This window comes from Mycoplasmopsis agalactiae (genome assembly GCF_000089865.1).
Classification (GTDB): domain Bacteria; phylum Bacillota_I; class Bacilli_A; order Mycoplasmatales; family Metamycoplasmataceae; genus Mycoplasmopsis; species Mycoplasmopsis agalactiae_B.
The window spans coordinates 878,459-899,442 of the sequence record NC_013948.1; the positions used below are offsets into that span (position 1 = coordinate 878,459).

The following is a 20,984-nucleotide window of genomic DNA, read 5'->3' on the forward strand; positions in this document are numbered from 1 at the left end:
TTTCCTATTTATATTTTAATTAGTAAGTTAAAAATATTAAAGGCACAATATCAGAGTAATTTATGTGATTAACTATAAAACTAATAAAGCATCTAATTCGCTTTCATCATTTACTTGTAATGCTTTTTTATAGTTATGAAAGTTTGCTTTTATCTATACTCCATGCACTAGCTATTTTTTCAAAGTGTTGTTTCATTTTAGGAGCATTCTCGAAAATTTTATTAGTATTGACTCCACTTTTGATTTTTCAGCCATCCAATGAATATGAATACGATTTAGCATTTGAGAACATTTGTTTCATATTATTGATATTTGTAACCTTTCATCTGCTTAAGTCTTGATTGAAGTTTTGTGCATAATAAAATGCTTGTTCGGCATTTTTGATATTTGATGTATCTCAATTGTCTATGTTATCAACTTTTGATGACTTAAGATTGTAAAATGAAAGATATAAGGAATCTACTTTAAGCGGTAATTTTGATGGCACTTTTGAAGTGTTATGAGGTGAACCTGTTAACTTAATAGTTCCGCGATCCTTAAAATATCCTAACTGAGTAATTACTACACTTTTCCCAGTATTGTTTACAGGTGTTCAATTTTTCTCTATCCCACGTTTGCTATCTAAAATATTAGACTTGATCTCTGGATTTTCTGTACCATCATCAAAATAATATTTTGTTAAAACAGCGTCTTTCAACACAATGCCTAATTGAGTCTCAAATTTTTGTGATCCTAACTGTAGCTTTATTTTGTTATTTTTGCCGCCATCAGTATCCTCATTTAATGACTTATTTTCGTCTTCTTTATTTTGAAGTGTTAAGCCATTTATATTCTTATCTTTTGCATAAACATTTATTTGGTCAACAAATTCTTTTTGTGTGTGAAATGAACCAAAAGCATCTTTTTGCTCTTCTATAATCTTTTTAAGTAATTCAACATTATTTTTATCTTCTTGCTCTTGTTGTTTCCTTTCTTCGTCTAATTTCTTTTGCTTCTCTTCTTCTATTCTTCTTTGTTTTTCTTCGTCATTATTCATTGGGATTGTGTAAGTATTGTTGGGTTCATCACTAGGCATTTCTGGATTTTTATCAGTTCTTGAGCCTGTATTATCATTTTCATTTTTTCCAGCTTCAGATCCAGATTCATCAGATTGGTCTTTTGGAGTAACAGTTGGCTCCGAATTTTCATTATTGTTTTTAGCATCTGTTTTTTCATCTACATTGCTTGAATCATCCTTGCTTTGATCACCATGAGAATTAGAGGGGGGGTCATTTGATTCGAATGATTCGCATCAGAATTCTTGATTATTTCATTATTCTTATCAGAAATATCTTTTTTCTTGCAAGAAGCAGCGACTAATGGCATAAGCGGCAAAAATGACAGTGAATTAAAATATATTAAGCCTTTAATTTTTTTCTTCATTTTGAGAATATCTTCCTTCATTTATATAGTTATATAGTTTATTTATTGTAATATCTGGAAACGACCATTTTATACCATAAAACAAAAAACACAATATTTAGTTTGCATAAAATTTTTTAGCAATTTTTTCATTTTTTCATCTTTCATACCACATGGCATTAAGAAATTAATTGATACAATTATTCTATATACATTAGCTATGGTTTTACAGGATATTCTGCATGCTAATAAGTTATTGCCTGAAAATACTTAGAATTAGCACTTAATTCTTGGGCGCGGCATTGAATAAATTAGGCCAAAAAGTATATGCTAAATCAGTAACTATGAATGCTATATGGGTGACTTATAATACTGTTTTACAGCAACATTTGTTGATTAAACCAACTAATTATAATTATGAAAAAAGGGGAGGCGTATGTATATTTCAGTAGAAGAAGCTAGCAAGAAATGAAATATAACAAGAGATGCATTGCTTAAACTTTTGAATGAAAATAAAATATTTGGTGCAACACTCAACAAAAATAATGAATATGAAATTCCAATGTATGCTGAAAACCCTTATGAACTATCTAATAAAAATTTGTTGGATGTTATTGATCAAAAATTAAAACAATTAAACATGCTTTGAGAACTTAGCTGTTCTGAAAAAAATAGATTTTTAAATGATTTTTCAATAGAAAACACATTTAATTCAAATGCTATTGAAGGCAGCACGCTGACACTAAGAGAAACAGTGCTAGCTCTTCAAGGAATAACAATTGATGCTAAGCCACTAAAATACCATTTAGATGCTATAGGTCACAAACAAGCATTTGATTATATTTTAGAGCTAGTTGATAATAAAGAAGAATTAACTGAAAGAAGAATAAAAGATATTCATTTTTTGATTCTTGCAAATAAAAGGGTTGATGCTGGCAGGTATAGAAATATGCAAGTTTCAATTTTAGGGTCAGAGCATAAACCTACATCACCTTACTTAATTGAAACAAAAATGCAGCAACTTTTGGATGAGTATAAAAACTCAACTGAAAATGTAATTGTAAAAATAGCTAAATTCCATTTAGACTTTGAATCTATTCATCCTTTTATTGATGGTAATGGTAGAACAAGTAGACTGTTACTTAACCATCAATTAATGCAAAATAAACTTCCACCTATTGATATTCATTATACAAATAGAGCAAAATACTATCAGTGCTTCGATGAGTATCATTTGAATAATGATATATCAAGTATGGTTGACTTGATAGTTAATTATTTGATAATCCAATTAAACTATCAAATAGACATAAAGAGTCAAAAGGCATATGATGAAAAATATAATATAATTTCATTTAGGTAGGTGTGCTGTTTATGAATAAATTAAAAAAATCTTTTGTTGGTTTAGGCTTGTTGTTAACTTCTAGCGTGTCTCTTAGTGCAGTATCTTGTTTTAATAATTTTGATTTTTTTAGCAGATGAACAGGTAGAAGCAACAGCAATTCTGCTAATGTTGACAAATCAATACAAAAAGCAATTTATGATGGCAATGAGTGTATACAAATTGGTTATTTTAAAAACCAAAATGGAGAAATTCAAATATCGCAATTTAAAGAAGATGTAAGTAGGGTGCCAAAAGAATTACTAAAGGAAATAACTAGCTTAGAAAATGCTTTTGTTGGTGCAACTAGGATTCAAATTCCTGGCATTGAGTCATGAGATACATCAAATATCAAAAATATGAAACATGTTTTTCTTAATGCAAAGGGATTTAACTATGATATTGGTGACTGAGATACATCAAATGTAACAACTATGCATGGTATGTTTAAAGGTGCTTCGAATTTCAATAAACCACTTATAACAAAATTAACAAATCGAAACAATAAATCATATAGGGCTTGAAATGTAGCTAATGTTACTGATATGAGCCACATGTTTCAAGACGCAACTAATTTTAATAGCTCATTATTTGATGATACAAAAAATGTGACAAATATGACTGCTATGTTTAAAGGAGCTAGATTCTTTAATGCAGATTTAAGCCGTTTAAACACTACTAATGTTAAAACTATGGAAAGTATGTTTGAAGATGCTGAAAGATTTAATAATTTAATTTTTAATGATGTATCAAAAGTTAAAAGTATGCGAAAGATGCTTAAAAATGCCTCTGCATTTAATCAACCATTGTTAAAATGAGAGACTTCTGATGTAACTGATATGAGTTTTATGTTTAATGGTGCAAAATCATTCAACAGAGAAATCTTTCGAGATGTTAGATATGTAACTGATATGAGTTTTATGTTTGCAAAAGCTGTTACATTTGACCAAGATATTTCTTTATGAGACACTCAATTTGTGACTAATATGGAATCGATGTTCAACAACAGCACGTCATTTAATGGTGATATTTCAAAATGAAATGTTTCTAGCGTTGTAAATATGAACAGTATGTTTCTTAGTGCTATAAATTTTAATGGTAACATAAGTGGTTGAAACACAACTAGAGTTGAGAATATGTCATATATATTCTATGATGCTAGAAGCTTTAACAAAAATTTAAGTAATTGAGATATAAGTAGAGTTACTGCATATGATGACTGATGTAATGGATCACCACTTTATAACAATAAACATTATCACCCTAATCTTCCAGTTGTTGAAAAACCAACAAGAGGTTTATTCTGATAATTTTACATCAATATTTTTATGACTAGGCATTTCTACAATGCCTGTTTTTTATAAGTCTTATGTGCAGAGTAATAATCATTTATCAAAAAAGTGTTTCTTTTTTATAAAAAAATGCTTAACAAAAAGCAGAAATTAAATTGCTAAAACTTTTGCATCATACCAAAACCAATAATACTTTAGGACAAAAGCAGACATCAGCAAATTTGCTGATGCTTCTTTCTTAAAGATAAAATGGCTAAACAACTTAGCATTAATAATGAATTTAAACTGCAAATGATTAAAATAACACATAAAAGTGTATGCATAATGATTTTTACATAAAATGAATTAATGGTGATTAAAAATTAAATTAGTGTAACTATTTTTAGCATATATACATTTGCTGCAAGACAGACTAATTTAATTATGCTTTATGCAATGTGAAATAATTTGCATTTATTTCCAGATATTACAACTATATCAGCCCATTTTATACTTTATGCTTTGATTATATATATATATATATATATATGATTTGGCTATGGAAACAGAACAAATTAACAATAATCAAAGCAACATTCAACAACCTGTTGCACAAACTAATCCAACCAATAACAACGTAACTGTTATTAGACATGAACATGCTTTTGTGGATCACAGCCAGAAAAAATTTATACTAATACTTAGATACACTCTGATTATTGGTGCCGTCTTTGCCTGCTTTATGGCTCCTTATTCAATATACACAGGAATTAAATATTTTAATAATGGAAATTCACAATTTAGCACTGGACAAAAAGCAGGGTTAGTAATTGGTTGCATTGCTATTTTTGCTCTTGCTGTTGCAACAGTAGTATTAATGGCACTCACTTTAACAGCAAAGTATATGCATAATATGAAAATTAACGTTGCTGCTTGGTGCGTTGCTATACCTTTTTACATATTTGTTTTCGTAGCATTTCTAGCATGAATTGGGTGAAAAATATTTGTGCTTAAAATGGGCACCAAACGTGACATAACAATTAGAGGCGGCTACTAAATTAAAAAAACAGACTTGTCGAATAAGTCTGTTTTATTACTGTCTTAGCAAACTAATTATTGTTTTTTAGTTTGTTCAAATGCTGTTATTAGTTCTTCAGCAGTTTTTGCTTTAAACTCTTTATTTCTATCTAATTCTGTTTGTTCAATCATTGCTTGCAATACAGTATTTGACATTTGAGATGATTTATCATCAGTAACTGCAGGTTTAGCAACAACATTGCCGTTTTCAACATTTAGTAATGATTCTAGAGAAAGCTGAGCTGATCTTAGCATATTTAATTTGAAGTAGTCAGGTTCAAATGTAGTCATTAATTCTTCAGATTTTTTGTCCTTCAATTTGCCTTCTAATTCTTTAATTATGCCTTTTATTTTATCATTTGTTGCACTTGTAACAACTGATGCCAATGGCATTATATAACCAGAAGTTCTTGCAATTGTGTATCAGTTTTCTTCTTCTTCGCCAGAAACTTTGTTCTTGCCTGTGTATATTCATTTAAGGAACTTCTTAATTGCCTTATTTACTTTTTCATTCTTTGAATCAATAGCAATTATACTTGAACCACCTTCATGGAAAATTTTGTGTTTTCCGTCTTTAGTTCCTGTAACTTGAGGAAGCATTAATACATCATGTTCGCTTGCATTATTTGTTAAGAATTTAGGGTCATCTTTAATGCTTTGCTCAAAGTATGGGTGAGTCTTAGTAAATTGAGTAATCTTGTTTTGGTATGCACCAACAGAAGCTGCAAAACTTATAGCACTTTGGAATCTAAAGATTTGTCATGAGCCTCATTCTTTTGTTTGAGTAAACATATATTTCATTGATTGAAATACTTTTTTATCTTTGTCATCCTTGCCAGATGGTGTTTGTTCAACTCTCTTAATTGACTTGTTGTAATCTTCTCATAGTTCTTTGAATTTATTCTTAACATCAGCATCATCAATTAAGTTATATTTAACATTCTTATCTTTATCAAGTTCGAAAATTGCTTTGTTTTTGTCTTCAATTTTTGCATGCAATTCTTTAAAGAATGTACTTTGTTGGTAGTCAATTGAAAGAACTTCACCTGAAATTGTGTTGTCATTAATTTTACCTTTTTCAATTTCAACACCATCAGTAAATTTAGCAGCTAAGTATCTAATGTCTTTGATTGATGTAAATGTTTTATTGCTTACAGTTAAACCATCAAACACTTTTTTACTGTTTTCACCATTCTTTGCTTTTAAAGCATGTCAAATTGATTGTTCAGGTAATTTATTGCCTTTATCTTTTGAATCATAAACTTTCTTGATTATGCCATCGACATTTTCATCTTCAATCTTACCACCACCAGATTTAATTATTTCAAACATCTTGAGTAGAACTTTAAGGTTTAATTGAAGTGAGTCAGTATCAGCATTATCAAAAGGAATGTTGTAAATTGTTTCTGTTTGGCCTTGGCCTGCTAAAATTGAGTGTAAATTTGCTATGTTCTTACTAAATGATTTTTTAGTAATACCAGTGTCAGATATATCTAATAATTGCTTATTTTGGTTAAGAATATATGCACCAGATTGGTCACCTAAAACAATATTTGGCACCTTTTTATTATCTTTAGATTCAATAGCATGAGCAACATTTTTAATTAATTGGTATTCACTATATGTGTTGTGGCCAGGGACTTTAACTTCTTTACCTTTGCTGTCCTTGTATTTAAAGTCATCAGCAAATTCAAATCTAATAGTTAAAAAGTCTGGGTCATTTTTAAATGTTTCATTATAGTAACCAATAATTTTTTGCAATGATAGTGATAAAGGTCATCCCTTACCTTGGCCTAATCTAAAAACAACTTTTTCTTCATCTGTGTTTCCGCAAGCAACTACTGAAAGTCCAGCTGCTGCTGGTAATAAAATTGCACCAGCTTTAATCAAAATTTTTTTCAAAATAATCTCCCTATTCTCCTGTTTTATGGTATTCTAAATAAATTGAAAAAATATTTAAAATTAGTTAAAACGACTAATTTTTTTAGAAAAAATAAAGTAAATTATCAGTGGAATAACAATTGAAATAAATGCTCCTGCTGCTTGTACATTAAGTAAAGCAGCTTGTCTATCTTGACCTAATGTTAGGTACCAAATAGATATATTAGTATAGTTTGTTGAGAATAAAAACTGTGGTCATAAATAATCATTTCACACCGAAATAAATGAAAAAACAATTAAAAGCATGTAACCCAGTTTCATCTTTGGCAAATATACATAAATTAATTTATCCATTGGTTTTAGATTGTCATTCAACATTGTCTTATTTTTTTTATCACTAATAGATTTAGCTAAGTTAAAAATGTATGTAAAGTTAAAAAATGAAAATATTGCATTAGTCACAAAAGCAATAGGAGTTTCGTCTAAATTGAAAGTTAGCAAAACTGTTTTTAAGCTTAAAAATATTGAAAACTCAGGTATCAAACTAATAACTAGGAAAAAGTACAAAAATATTTTTTGATACTTTGCACTCATTCTAAGTAGTCCTGCTATCGCTAGTGAGTAAATTATTAGTCTAATTAATATCAAGACAGTTGCAAATAATAATGTTCAACCAAAAGCTCTTAGAAAATTACTCTTAAAAGCAGTTGCAAAATTGACTCAGTTTCACTCTTCAATCACAATAAATGTTCTGTTGTTTATTAATGAATTTGTTGACATAAGTGACTGAAGCAATAAGTAGTACAAAGGGAAAAGCATAAGCAAGCATAAAAAGCCAATTAAGAAATATTTAATAATTTCTTTAAATATAACTAATAGCATTCTACCTTGCATATTTCTTGCTCCTTGTCTTTGCAATTAATTCACTTATTTTCCTATAAATAGCCTTAATTGTGCTAATGCGCAACAGTTGCAAAATGCACAATAATAAGACTAAATATGAGAAGCTAAAGAAAGCTGAAGCGTATCCTTTTTCATATCTTAATGATGGGTTGTTTGTACCAAATCCAAGGAATTTAATTGTGTAACTAGTTAATGTGTGAGCATAATTAATATCTATATCGAAAGTTGGTTCTAACAATGCTTGTGGTAAAAGAAGTGTTGAGAAAATAAAGTTAGTAAATAAAACTGAAAACAACACTTTTGAAATTTCTGGCATATATACATATCTAAATTTTTGTAAAATAGTCAATTTATCATTTAGCATTAACTTTTTATACTTTAAATCAGCTCTGCTAATAGCTGAAGCAAACAAAATTAAGTTAAATGGTAATGACCTTCATATCTGAAATATAGAGTAATACATCCAAATTGGCAACTTTTTATTTGACGAAGCAGTAAAGGTATACTCGCTCTTTCCTAAAATGTAGAAAAACAAATTCTTGTTGCCAAAAAACATTGTAAAAGCAATTCCTATTGCAAAGCCTGAAATAAAGAACTGCGAGAACAAAATTGTCAAAAATGCTCTCTGTGTGAATTTAGATATTAAAGAATTCACAACTAGCGCAAAAATTAATGAAAGCACTAATGAGATTCCCGATCCAAAAAACAAGACTAATGTTGAATTTAAAACAGCATTTTTAAAATTTGGATCAGATAAAATGTTGTTATAGTTATTGAAATTATAGTTATATCTAGTCCTATCATGTATGCTAATAGGCGCCTTTAGTGATTTCACAAAGGTGTGTAAAATAGGCACCAAGGTAAAAATTAATATAAATATTAGCAAAGGCAAAAGCATTAATGTTATTTTAGAAACAGTCCAAGCTTTTTGCTTTTTTGATTCAGAATTATGCATAGATTCTGTTGCCTTTTTCATCAAAAACTAAAACATCTTTATTACTAAAAGTAACATCAACTTTTTCATTAACTTCTAAAGCATTATCTTTTAAAACAATTGTTCAAATGTTGTTTTTATCATACTCAATTTGATAATAAGTTTTGTCTCCAAAATTTTTCTTATTTAAAATTGAGTATTTTCCATTCTTATTGACACTAACTTTAAGTTTATTTTCTCGAATATAGTGGTGCTTATTGTCTTTTGAATTAATAAAATTAATTTCTGGAGTCCCTATAAATTTAGCAACAAATAAATTATTTGGACTATCATACATTTTATCGCCACTACTATATTGCTGAACCTTACCATCTTTTAACAAAATAATTTGATCACTCAATTTAAGCGCATCTTGTTGATCATGTGTAACGACAATAATGCTTAAATTAAATTCCTTTTTAATCTTAATTAATCACTCAATTGTTGATTCCTTGATTTTGGCATCAAGCGCTGAAAAAGGTTCATCCATTAGCACCAAATTAGTCTTTTTTATAATGCCTTTGGCAAAAGCTACTCTTTGCTTTTGACCACCAGATAACTTATCAACTCTTTGGTTTAATAAATGATCTATTTCTAATTTCTTTGCAACATCAGTAATCTCATTTTTGAATAAACTTCTTAAGCGTAGCTGATTTAGAATTTTGAACTTATTTTTAATATTTTTGTTGCCTAGGCAACTAAATACTAAAGCTAAGTAAGTAATCTTTTTCTTTCAAATTGACTTCTTTTTGCTTGTCAGACTCTGCTTGTAGTCTTCAAATTTTGAAAATAATTTTTTATTGCTTTCAGCACTAGCATCAAGCTCGCTAAAAAGATTTTCAAAATACTTTAATCTTGCTGAATCTACTCACTTACTATAGTTTTTTGCACTTAAGTACACATTGTTAAAAACAGTTGTGTCTTCATAAGTTGAGTTTTCTTGCATTATGTAAGCTATTTCGTAAATTAAGGGTTTATGCTTAATTTCAATAGATCCTTCATTTGGTTTTAAATATCCTAAAATCAAATTTAGTAATGTTGTCTTTCCACTTCCTGAAGGACCTAGTAAAGAAACAATCTCATTTTCCTGAATTACCAGCTTATCAATATCGACGTTGTACTCCTTCTGTTTTTTATGATATTTGAATTTCAAATCATTGATTTTTATCAATATATCTTCATTATTTAATGTTTCCATACAAGAATAATTTTACTCTCAGAATCGACAAAAGTATGTATAAATTAGCGTTATCAGTCACTTTTGCATACTTTTTGTATTTTTTTTACTTTTTTAGCAATAAAATGAATTTTAAAAAAGATTAAGATAAATCCTAACCTTTTAATTTTTAAAGTTTGCTTGTTAAATAACCAAAATATTGATTAATTGATCTTCTTATTTTTTTTCTTATTAATAAAAATTGCTGATAAAACTAAAGCAACAGTTATTTCAACAGCTGATGCAGTAACTGATGAAGCGATTATGACAGTTGACTTTCTTTTATTACTATTTTCAACTGGCTTGATATTATAATTTGAAAGATCAATTTCTAAAAGCTCTTTGGAATTATGATTTTTATCATCTTTATACTTAAAATAAACTATTGGGCTGCTAGCCGAAAGCAATTGACTAGATGATTTATATTCATTAAAGTTAAGTTTGTCAAATGAATACAATACTTCGTCGTCAAATTTCAAATTGCTTTTATCTATAATTGAATTTTTAGAAATGACTTTAGGCAAAATTTCTCACTCATATACTAGTTCGTTTTCGCCTTCTGCAAATGAGTAATTCTTGTTTTTGATTTTAATATAGCTTTTATATTTGCCACTATCAATGTGCTTTGGATCATTTACCAAAACATCTGTTTTAAAGGCAAATTTGTCCAATCCTAGGTTATGTTCATGGCCATCATATACAAATTTATTTTCAAAATTTTTAGGAGCATCAATTATTAGTTTTTCAACATTTATTGAATGTTCATAGGCATATTTTTTACCATTGAACTCATACACTAATACAATTTTTCAATCACCATAATTGATATGTTGACCACTTTGATAATTAACTTTTGTTGGCTTAACAAACTCTATATTGTCATTGCTTTCAACTGATATATTAACTTCTTGTAAATTAATTGTCTCTAATGCTTTGTAAGAACTTTTAAGATTAGAACCAACAATTTTAACTTCATTTCTTGTGTCAAAAATTGCTTTAACTATTATCGGATGTGCATATGTTTGGTTGTTTCCTTTTTGCCTGTTTCCAATATAGTTAAACTCTAAAACGTTAGTCTTTAAATCCTTAATATGATTATATGTAACATAATATTTGTTTTTGTTGCTATCAAATGGCAAATCTGACTCAACACCATTTTTATTAATGTAGGTATACTTCAAAAATTTTGAATTATCCTTCTCTAAATTAGGTAAATAATGCTTACTAAGTTCTCCACTTTCTGAAAAAGGAACTTCTGTAACTAAGCTATCAGCTTTTGCGCCATCTAAATCAAAATATAGTTTTGTAAAAGTATATTTAGCTTTTTCATCTAGCCTATAAAAACGATATTTTCTTTTTGAAGCTAAGGAGTTGCCAAAAAATGCAGAAACATCAGCATCAAAACTATCATCCTTATATTTTGCTAAAAAACTATTAACTTTTGAATCTTGTAACTTGTCATCTTTGACTTTAAAATTGGTGTTTTCGTCATTTTTACTATTTGTGTAAAGCAATCTATTATTGAAATTGACTTCATTACTTTTACTTGCTAAAATAACTGGTGTATGGTTATTTAAAACATAGCTATTATTAGCATGAAAAACAATGTGCGGATTGTTACTAATTGTTCAGTATGAATTAGCCTGAATAGCCTCAGTTCCGTCTAAAACATATATTTGCCTTGTTTGAAAATCGCTATGGTGCTTATTGCCATTAATTAAGTTGTAATCATAAAACAACTTAACAGAATAAGCACCTGATTTTAGTGGTGATTTGCTGTGTAATTTTACGCCTTCATTTTTGACGTATTCAATATTAAAATAGGCTGAAACGTCTACTCCATCTTGATATACTTTAGCAAGGATACTATTAAGCCTTGCAACATTTTGGTTGATTTTATACTCTATTTTTACATCTTGTGTAGATTTAAAAATATTTCTGTTTTTGGCAAAAGTATTTTTACTTTTAGTACCATAATTAGCACTGTTGTAATAGTTGCTAAATTCATTTTCATAGTTAGCATTGCTTTCAGAAATTAATATGTTTTTGTCAACATATTTATATCCACTAAAATCATTGATTACTGCGCTTGAATTATAAGGAATGAAATTTACTCCATCTCTGTTGCTATAGAGATTATCACTATTTAAAATAATTCAAGCTCCTGTACTGCCATCAGTTGCTTTATAATTATCATCTCATCCGATAATTGAAACAGCATGAGCGTTTTCTCTTCCTGCCCCAACCAGTTCATGCACTTTAATTTTTGAATTAGACTTAGTTTCTACTTCCTTATAATATTTGTCATTTGCGACTGTTTTATAGCCACTTATGGCAACGAACAGCGAACCATTTTTGACTATGTGCTTCTTGATATTTTCATAATCATAGCGATTAAAGTCGACTCTTTCAACTGCTTTTCTAAAATTTTTATGCGTATGCTTGTTAAACAAATCTTTTAATTTTTGATGATATATTCCTTTATTTGGAACATAATATAAATCACCAAATTTGAAGTCTGATTCATATGAAATACCATTGCTTGAAATAAGCCTGTCATAATCATCAAATCAAGCACCACCACCAACATTATTAGTGTCATTAATTGTTATACTGGCTTCCGAAAAATCATACATTTCATTAGTATTTAACATTAAAGCAGTCTCTAGTGATTTTGTTGCACTAAAGTCTCAACACAAGCCAGTGTTATATTGATATTGATTAAACAAAATATAGTCATCTCTTAGCGAAAAATAAGTATTTTTGTGCTTTTCGTTTGAATTTTCATTATTAGCTGTACTTTGACTTTTAGCACCTAAGCTTGTGCTTAATGAAAAAAATGATGCAAAAGGTGCAAAAAACATTATTTTGCTAAAAAAGTTGCTACCTTTTTTATTTTTTGCTAAATTCGCCATTACATTTATTATACTAACAAAACTATAAATAAGCCATATAAATGAAAAACATATCTCCAAGAGATATGTATAAATCAATGTAATCTAACAAACTTTTTTGGCTCTAAAAACTATATTCCTTGCCCATGTTTATGAAATGCTAGCACAAAAGCACAGAATATTATTCCAACCATAAACACAAATATTGTTCAGAAAAATAGCTTTTTATCATGATGAGCGTGATAAAACTCTGGCAAGAACTCTAAGATACTAATAAAAATAAATATGCCTGCAATAAATGATTGCACCATTGCTCTTAATTGTCATATACTGTAAATATGTTTTCCTAAATAACCGCCTAAAAGCATTGCAGGTAAGAAAAGAAATAGACATAGAGTGCTAATAAATAATGCTTTTGCTCTGCTCCAGCCCATTTCTCTTTGACGGTAGTAAAACAGTACTTGTTCAGGAATTAAATGAAGTATTAATGAAATTAAAAAGGCAACTGATGTTGATGTTATTCCTTTACTTTCAATTCCGCTAATAATAAAACCAATTAAAAAGCCTTCAGGAATTCTGTGAAGAAGCAAAAGTAAAATAGCAACTAATTTATAAGCAGGCTTGCTTTGTGCATTGCTTGAGATTTGAATATCATGCGAAGGCGCAATTTCATGCTCGTGATGATCCATATCACTATGATCATGCCCGATGTCATGCGAGTGCAAAAATAATCTAGCTGATTTATCAGTTGCAATTTTGCTATTAATTGATTTTTTAACCAATTGTCTAACTAGCGCTGCAAAGCCTATGCCTATAATTAAGCCACCTACGACAACTAAAATGTTTCAGCCATAAATTTTAAAGTCACTATTTAAAATCGCGCTTGTATTAATTGAGCTAATTTCAAGTGACTCTTTTAAAAATCCAAAAGTAGCCATTGTAAGGAAAAATCCACACATAAAAGCATACAAAAGCACAGTGCCCCTGCTGTTTAATTTTTCCTTAGTAAAAGCAAAAATCAAGTTAACTAAAAAGGGAATAATTGCAATTAAAACAAATACAACTAAAATTGCAATAAAAATTGCTAAAGGTTGATTATAGCCAAGAGATGAATATAAAACATTTCAAAATTTAGTCATTTTTATTCTTCAAATTCAATGTTATGAAATACTTCCTGAACATCATCATCGTCTTCTAATTTAGCAATAAAATCTTGAATTTTTTGAGCTTTTTCACCAGTGAATGTAACTGTTGCATTAGGCAAATAAGTAATTTCACATTGCATAAATTCAGTGATGTTTAAATTGCTTTCAATAGCACTCTTGCAAGTTGAAAAATCTTCTACTGAAGTTGTAATAATAAATGATTGATCAGTAGCTTCAATATCTTCAGCACCATTTTCCAAACATACTATAGTTAAGGACTCTTCGTCAACTAAGCTTTTGCTAATTTCCATTATCCCTTTATGATCAAATTGAAATGGTATAGTGCCTGTTTTACCTAACTTTGCATTTTGTTTATTAAAGTATGATTGAATATTGCTTGTTGTTCTGTTTACATTATCACTTAAAGTAATAACTAAAAATGTTGCACCGCCACTAATTGTTGCATTGTAAGTAATTTCAGTAAAAACTGCTCCATCTTTAGCATTACCTTTTGCTTTGTCTAAAGCTCTTTCAATATTAGCTTTAGGCATACTTTTTGCTTTGGCTTTAGAAATTGCTAATCTTAATGCAGGATTAGAACTAGGATCAGTGCCGCCTGGTCCAGTTGCTGCTACATATATTTCCTTAAACATTTTTTGGAAAATTTTGCCTCTAGCAGCATCATTTGCGCCTTTTTTATGTTTTATTCCTGCTCAGTGTGAATGTCCTGCCATATTTATTCCTTTCTTTTTCTTTTTAAAACTTCATCGATTGAAAGTGGCATACCTGCCTTGTTTCTTTTGTGCATACTATATTTATGCATTCTTTCAATTTTTGCAACAGAATTTAATCTTATATCAGCTTTATCATCAAGCAAATAGCTATCTAATTCATGATAAGTAAAACCTAACTCATCCTCATCACTTTGCCCTTCTCATAAACCTGCTGAAGGCTTTTTATTTATGATGCTCTCAGGCATATTTAAATATTTAGCCATCATTCTAACTTCAGACTTAAGTAATTTTGAAATAGGCAATAAATCAACTCCGCCATCACCATGTTTGGTGAAATAGCCTATAAAATACTCATCTTGATTATCAGTGCCCATAACTAAATAATTATTTTGTTGTGCATATGCATATAGGGCAATCATTCTTAAACGTGGCTTAATATTGCTAATCGAAAGCAAGTTATCTACATCATTATTTAATGATTTTTTAACTTCATCAAATGATTTGTCTAATAAAACTGTTTTAAATTTTAAATTAATTGCTCTTTCTAACTTGCTTATGTCCTCAAGATCATGATTCATAGAATCGATTGGCATCACTAAGCCTAAAGTATTATTCGGGAAAGCTTTTGCACACAATGATGCAACTAAAGCACTATCAATTCCGCCCGATATGCCAACTACACATCCTTTTGCTTTTGCTCTTTTCACTCTTCTTTTGATTCATGAAACTAAATATTCAGTATAAATCTTTACTTTTTCATTATCAAAAGGAGAATTGAAATTGTTATCAACTCTTAATCCAATTCTCTTATTCATGACAACCGCCGTTGCAAATATATAAATAATTCCTTATTATTTTACTATATTAATATCTAAGTAAATTTAAGCTTTGTATTATTTAGCAAATAAAAATCTTGCTGATGCAAGAAGTTATTTAGATTGCAGCTTCATAAGTGCTAATTTTAGTTCATCTTCATCGATCATATTTGCTTTTATGTCTCTAAGTTTGAGAGCTTTAAATAGATTCGAATTTTCATCAGCTTCATTAAAAATTGCGCTTCTTATTGCCATATAAACTGGCGTTGGTGAATTTAGCTTTTCTCAAGCGGAATCGCTTAATTCAATTAAAGCTTCTAGTGCTTCAGGATCTTTATCTAAATTAGGAAACTCTAAAAAATCAGTGTAATTTTGCCTCTTGAATTTATCTAAGTGCAGCTCTATTTCAATTCATTTTTCATGCAATTCAAAGTCTTTAAATAACTCAAAGCCATACTTAGCACTTATGCTTATATCTAAATCATCTTCAACCAATGAGCCTGAATTATAGTACTGCTGGTTATTTCTGAATTCTGAATCAACAAATCATAAAATTCCTATTATTTTATAATCAGCAAAACTTTGCTTTGCTAACTCAACATCATTTTTAAATTTGTCTCAAACTTTAATTGCTTCATTAGCAGAAAAAACATCTCTTTTTCTTTGTTTTATGAAGTAATATTTTTTATTGTCTTCATCTTTAAAAGCAAAAGTAAATCTTGCACTCTCAATTATTTGTTCATCAGGATTATCAGCACTAAATTTAGTTACTGAAACACTGTTTTCGGCTATTTCATAGCGTGATTCGGAAAAAATGTTCACTGAACAATTAGATAAAAATTTGTAATATTTGTTCTCTTGGCTTCTATAAAAGGACTGCTCTAATTTTGTTTTAAAGTTTAAAGGACTTAAAAATGAAATAAATCTATAAGGTGCTTCAGCTAATTTGTAAATTAACTTCTTAGCATTATTATTTAGCAAACTAAATTTTAAGTCTTGTTCAAATTGTTCATAATTCATATTATTGTTTTTCCAATTCTATCTCGCCATTTTTATTTAATTGATCTAAGATTTCTTCAACTGCATCTTCATCATCGGCATCATTTGAAACACCAACATTTATTATATTTTTACTAAATGTAATAAATTTATTAAATGGTCAGTGCACTTTTTTGGATATAACTAACATATTTAAGAAATTACTCATTTGCTTGCCTGCTACCTTTATTGGTGAATGAGTTTCACCAATTTTCACAGCCGGACAATTTAATTCATTTGCATAATTTATAAAATTATCAGTGCCAATAATTGAATCTTTGTCGCCAATAATAAATATTAATTTTTTAGCCACTTCTCTATATTGTTTATCCAATTTTTCCATAAATGAAGGTTGCAAAATATATTTATCTAGTAGGTTATATCATTTACCTTTTCTACTAAATGAATCAATTAATCTCTTACCTTTTTTGAAAAATTTAGCACCTCAAACAAACAATTTACCAAACATTGAAGGTTTACCAGTCTGTGGCCCAATTACATTGTGAAGCAATTTATATGACTTATTTTCTGTCATAGTAGGATTAATAGTTGCTAGCATAAAAACTTTTTCAACTCTTGGATCTTTAGCTAATTCAACAGCAACACCACCAGCCATTGAGTGGGCTAAAATGTGAATGTGTTTTGACTTAATGCCCTTTAAAACAGCCTTAGCCAGCTCAATCCAATCATCTAAAATAATGTCTTCAGGATCAATATCAGGAGCATATTTACTACCAGGAAAGTTAACTGAAACAATATTAAACTTATTGTCATATTCAAGCAAATTATCAATGAATGAACTGTTTGAATTTAAGCCATGCAAAAATAAAATAGTTGTGTCATATTTATTATTTTTTGAATACACAGGCATCTTTTGATCTTTAAAATTTACATAATTAATTCTCATAAATATCTCCTTTATTAATCAGTAAAATTGACTAGTGATCCTGTTTTATAGTTCTTTTTGTATCTTTTAGCTTAAGTACAGCTACCATCTCAATATGATAAGTTTGACTAAACATATCGCAAGGTCTTAAAAAACTTAATTCATATCCTGCTTTAATTAACTGATCAATGTCTCTGCACATTGTGTGTGGATTACAACTTATATAGCCTATTTCTTCAGGCTTTATATCTATTATTTTATTCAAAAATTCACTACTTAGTCCACTTCTTGGCGGATCAACTACTACTGTATCAATCTTTTCATTTATTGAATCAATTGTTTTAATAACGTCACCAGAAATAAATTCAGTATTATGAATGCTATTATCCAACGCATTTTCCTTAGCATTTATAACAGCTTCTTTTACTATTTCTAGCCCATAAACTTTTTTAGCCTTTTGAGCTAAAAATAATGATATTGTGCCAATGCCACAATATGCATCCAAGACCACTTTGCTTTTATCTAAATTTAGATTATCTAATAAAAGTGAATAAAGCTTTTCTGTTTGATTCGAATTAATTTGAAAGAAACTATTTCAATTATATTTAAAGCTAAATTTGCCTATTTTGTCTATTAAATAGGGCTTTTCGCTTAAATATGAATAAACAACTTTATCATTAACAATAACCATAATGGTTTCTATATGATCAAATTCTTTTGCGATATCATTAACAAATTGTTTCGATAAATCAAATGCTTTTGATGTAGTAAAATAAAGCATTATGTTTTTATTCGCATAGCTTTCTCTTAAAGTGATGCCGGTCAGCGCATTTTTAACATTTTTAAAACAATCATATTTGTTAATGTTTTTGCTAAGCCAAATTAAAACATTTTCAGCTTCGTTAGAAACCAAGTCATATGAATCCTGCTCAATTAAATTGTGACTATTTTTTTCGTATAACCCTATTTTAATGGTGTTTTGGACATTTTTAGTAAACAGTAATAATTTGTTTCTATACCTTCATTCATAGTCGCTTTTTAATATTGGCAATATGTCAGTGTAGTGAATATTTCTCTTAAATAATTGCTTAACAAAATTCTCTTTAAACTCTAACTGATTACTATATGAAATATTTGCAAGTGGTGCTGAACCACTTTCCATTAGCTTCTCATTTACAACCTTAATTCTTTTTGTTGACTCATTGTATCTTTTGATAACTTTAGCGAAAGCAAATTTGGAATTTGCTTTTTTAATCAAAATATCAGCTATTTCACCAGGTAATAAATTTTCAACAAAAATAGGATAATCATCAATTTTAACTGTGCCTAGTCCTTCATAGGAATGATCCACAGCAGTTACATTTTTTACGACAATATTATTTTGAAGCTTCATAATTCAATTTTATTAAATAAAAATCCTTTAATAAGCATATAGCTTAAATTAAAGGATTCGAATCAATGTTGTAAGGAGTAAAATGTTGCAAAATTTCATGAATTAATGACTCCACTTTAAAAGAAAAACTAGGATTTGTTTCAATATGCCTGTAGTAACTAGCTAAATCTTCTGGCTTAAGCAAGGAACATAAAACTGTAAATTTATTGTTGGCATTTCTTTGTTGCAAAATTTCGTAAACAAAATCATATTTGAATCACTCATTATGCTTTTCAAAACCTAAATCATCAATCACAAGCAAGGACACATTTTTGAGTGAGCTCTTTATTTCATTCAATGAAATACTATTTGACATTTTCTTCTTCAAATAATTAAAAAGATCATTGAGCTTTATATAAGCTGACGAAATACCTCTAGAAGCAAAACTGTTGACCATAGCATTAGCAATATAAGTTTTGCCTGTGCCGTTTGAGCCATAAATATAAATATTTTGGTTGTTTTCTAAAGGTTTTCTTTTTTCAAGTATATTTCTTACATAATTAATTTTGGTTATAAGTTCCTTGCGTCTGCTTGCAGGTATATGAAATTTTGAGAGTTTATAATCAGGATTAGTTACACTAACTTCAGTTAAAATGATATTCAGCTTTCTTGTTATATTTTTTGCATAATTATTTTTTGCGGCTGACCTTTTTATAACCAGTGCACCATTTTTACGCATAACATTATAAACTCAAGGATATATATCACTATTATCTAGCGATTCTTTAATATTTAAAAACTCAATTAAATTGTCTTTTAACTCGCTATCAGTGATATTTAACTGCTCAATACATTTGACGATTTTAGGATTAGATTTAATTAAATTCATAACCTTAGCTTCAATCTCGTCATAACTTCCATCAACAAGACCTTCAAGGTTGTTAATTCAATCACGATCTTTCATTCATTCTCCTAATCTTCAATTAAGGATTCAGCACTTTCATATGCATCTTTATGCATTGTTATTGATTTTAAGTAAGTTGCCTTATACAATTCTTTTTTAGATATAGTGCCTTTATTTTTGAATCCTTGCAAGTTGTCTAAGTGTTTTTCCACTTGTGCAAAAGAAAACATTTTTTTGTTTATTAAATCAGTAATGATTTTCTTAACATAAGTATAGTTAATTCTACCATTAACATCATAAGCATAATAAAAAACTAAATTAATACATGAATCACTTAAATTATTATTTTTAGAAAACTTAATTAAATTAACTATGCTTTCAGTTGGAATTTGTCCTGAAACTTGTGAAAAGAAAAATCTTGAATCTGTCTTTAAAATAGCCTCATAAGGATTAGGATATTCAAAAGTGTTTAAATCAAGCTTTTCTTGAATAAACAAATTGATTTCTTTTGTGCTTACATCTGATGAATCTAATTCATATGATAGTGCAGGATCATTTAGGTCCCTTTCATTTTCTGCTGCCTGATCTGGTGCAAAAACCTCATCAAACTTTGCTGATGCATCCAATAAATATTTAGCTTTTGAAAGAAAAATATTTTTTTCTTTGCCCATTAACCTTTCAAAATTTTGCTTGCCCATTGTCTTGATTAATTTATTAGCCAACAGCAAATTTTTTCTAAAACCAGAGCTGTCTAACGGCTTTTCTAAAACAAAAACAGTTTTGCGATTAAACTCGTCTATTAAAGTAGACAAAAGAGCAACTGATTCAAGCATAATTCTAGCCTTATTTAAGGTTTTTATATCCATATTTAATAAATAAGTCAAGCTCTCAAAATCAAATATGCCATATTCATTAGAATCAATGTGTGTTAGGTCTCTTAAGTACTCATAAAGCAGTATAGATTCACTGCACAAAATAGGCGCATAAAACTTACGCAGATTTTTAAGATCTGTGCTGCTAATTTGCAACGAGTTTTGAATAGTAAAATATGGATATTGTAGTGTTTTTAACATACTTAAAACTCCTTGCAAAT

16 protein-coding genes and 1 pseudogene are annotated in these 20,984 nt (G+C 28.7%); 3 read left to right on the plus strand and 14 right to left on the minus strand.

Annotated features, from left to right (window positions below; translation table 4 throughout):
* Nucleotides 1-72: 72 nt before the first annotated feature.
* Nucleotides 73-1,422 (minus strand): annotated as a pseudogene (locus tag MAGA_RS03715) (BspA family leucine-rich repeat surface protein).
* Between the two features lie 415 nt (nucleotides 1,423-1,837).
* Between MAGA_RS03715 and MAGA_RS03725 the strand changes: the two are divergent.
* From MAGA_RS03725 to MAGA_RS03735, 3 genes are all read left to right on the plus strand, one after another.
* A complete protein-coding gene (locus MAGA_RS03725) occupies nucleotides 1,838-2,764 on the plus strand; it encodes a Fic family protein (RefSeq protein ID WP_013022267.1) in 927 nt (308 codons plus the stop codon).
* A gap of 11 nt (nucleotides 2,765-2,775) precedes the next feature.
* Nucleotides 2,776-4,092 (plus strand): BspA family leucine-rich repeat surface protein, encoded by a 1,317-nt coding sequence (locus MAGA_RS03730; protein ID WP_013022268.1) that lies wholly within the window; start codon nucleotides 2,776-2,778, stop codon nucleotides 4,090-4,092.
* Nucleotides 4,093-4,612: 520 nt separating this feature from the next.
* Nucleotides 4,613-5,110 (plus strand): hypothetical protein, encoded by a 498-nt coding sequence (locus MAGA_RS03735; protein WP_042509410.1) that lies wholly within the window; start codon nucleotides 4,613-4,615, stop codon nucleotides 5,108-5,110.
* A 56-nt stretch (nucleotides 5,111-5,166) separates the two neighbouring features.
* Here MAGA_RS03735 and MAGA_RS03740 read toward each other — a convergent pair whose 3' ends face one another.
* The 13 genes from MAGA_RS03740 to MAGA_RS03800 all read right to left on the minus strand — a co-directional run bounded on the left by MAGA_RS03740 (nucleotide 5,167) and on the right by MAGA_RS03800 (nucleotide 20,964).
* Entirely contained in the window at nucleotides 5,167-7,032 is a 1,866-nt protein-coding gene (locus tag MAGA_RS03740; RefSeq protein ID WP_013022270.1) for a P68 family surface lipoprotein, read from the minus strand.
* A 60-nt stretch (nucleotides 7,033-7,092) separates the two neighbouring features.
* Nucleotides 7,093-7,905 (minus strand): ABC transporter permease subunit, encoded by an 813-nt coding sequence (locus MAGA_RS03745; protein ID WP_013022271.1) that lies wholly within the window; start codon nucleotides 7,903-7,905, stop codon nucleotides 7,093-7,095.
* Complete coding sequence (locus tag MAGA_RS03750; protein ID WP_013022272.1) at nucleotides 7,895-8,890, minus strand: sugar ABC transporter permease; 996 nt, start codon at nucleotides 8,888-8,890, stop codon at nucleotides 7,895-7,897. The genes MAGA_RS03745 and MAGA_RS03750 overlap by 11 nt, the downstream gene beginning before the upstream one ends.
* Nucleotides 8,862-10,085, minus strand: coding sequence for an ATP-binding cassette domain-containing protein (locus MAGA_RS03755; protein WP_013022273.1), 1,224 nt, complete (start codon nucleotides 10,083-10,085; stop codon nucleotides 8,862-8,864). The genes MAGA_RS03750 and MAGA_RS03755 overlap by 29 nt, the downstream gene beginning before the upstream one ends.
* Nucleotides 10,086-10,267: 182 nt before the next feature.
* Nucleotides 10,268-13,018 (minus strand): C1 family peptidase, encoded by a 2,751-nt coding sequence (locus MAGA_RS03760; protein WP_013022274.1) that lies wholly within the window; start codon nucleotides 13,016-13,018, stop codon nucleotides 10,268-10,270.
* Between the two features lie 110 nt (nucleotides 13,019-13,128).
* Nucleotides 13,129-14,136 (minus strand): ZIP family metal transporter, encoded by a 1,008-nt coding sequence (locus MAGA_RS03765; RefSeq protein ID WP_013022275.1) that lies wholly within the window; start codon nucleotides 14,134-14,136, stop codon nucleotides 13,129-13,131.
* Between the two features lie 2 nt (nucleotides 14,137-14,138).
* Nucleotides 14,139-14,876: a YebC/PmpR family DNA-binding transcriptional regulator gene (locus MAGA_RS03770; protein ID WP_013022276.1), complete on the minus strand. Its 738-nt coding sequence runs from the start codon at nucleotides 14,874-14,876 to the stop codon at nucleotides 14,139-14,141.
* 2 nt (nucleotides 14,877-14,878) lie between these two features.
* The gene (nadE, locus tag MAGA_RS03775; protein WP_013022277.1) at nucleotides 14,879-15,691 is read right to left on the minus strand and encodes an NAD(+) synthase; all 813 of its coding nucleotides are present in this window, start codon (nucleotides 15,689-15,691) and stop codon (nucleotides 14,879-14,881) included.
* A 114-nt stretch (nucleotides 15,692-15,805) separates the two neighbouring features.
* Nucleotides 15,806-16,711 (minus strand): HpyAIV family type II restriction enzyme, encoded by a 906-nt coding sequence (locus MAGA_RS03780; protein WP_013022278.1) that lies wholly within the window; start codon nucleotides 16,709-16,711, stop codon nucleotides 15,806-15,808.
* Between the two features lies 1 nt (nucleotide 16,712).
* Nucleotides 16,713-17,636, minus strand: coding sequence for an alpha/beta fold hydrolase (locus MAGA_RS03785; protein ID WP_013022279.1), 924 nt, complete (start codon nucleotides 17,634-17,636; stop codon nucleotides 16,713-16,715).
* A gap of 31 nt (nucleotides 17,637-17,667) precedes the next feature.
* Nucleotides 17,668-19,008: a 23S rRNA (uracil(1939)-C(5))-methyltransferase RlmD gene (gene rlmD, locus MAGA_RS03790; RefSeq protein ID WP_013022280.1), complete on the minus strand. Its 1,341-nt coding sequence runs from the start codon at nucleotides 19,006-19,008 to the stop codon at nucleotides 17,668-17,670.
* A 43-nt stretch (nucleotides 19,009-19,051) separates the two neighbouring features.
* On the minus strand, nucleotides 19,052-19,951 hold the full coding sequence (locus tag MAGA_RS03795) for an ATP-binding protein (RefSeq protein ID WP_013022281.1): 900 nt from the start codon (nucleotides 19,949-19,951) through the stop codon (nucleotides 19,052-19,054).
* Between the two features lie 8 nt (nucleotides 19,952-19,959).
* Nucleotides 19,960-20,964, minus strand: a complete 1,005-nt coding sequence (locus tag MAGA_RS03800) for a DnaD domain protein (protein ID WP_013022282.1) — start codon at nucleotides 20,962-20,964, stop codon at nucleotides 19,960-19,962.
* Between the last annotated feature and the right edge of the window lie 20 nt (nucleotides 20,965-20,984).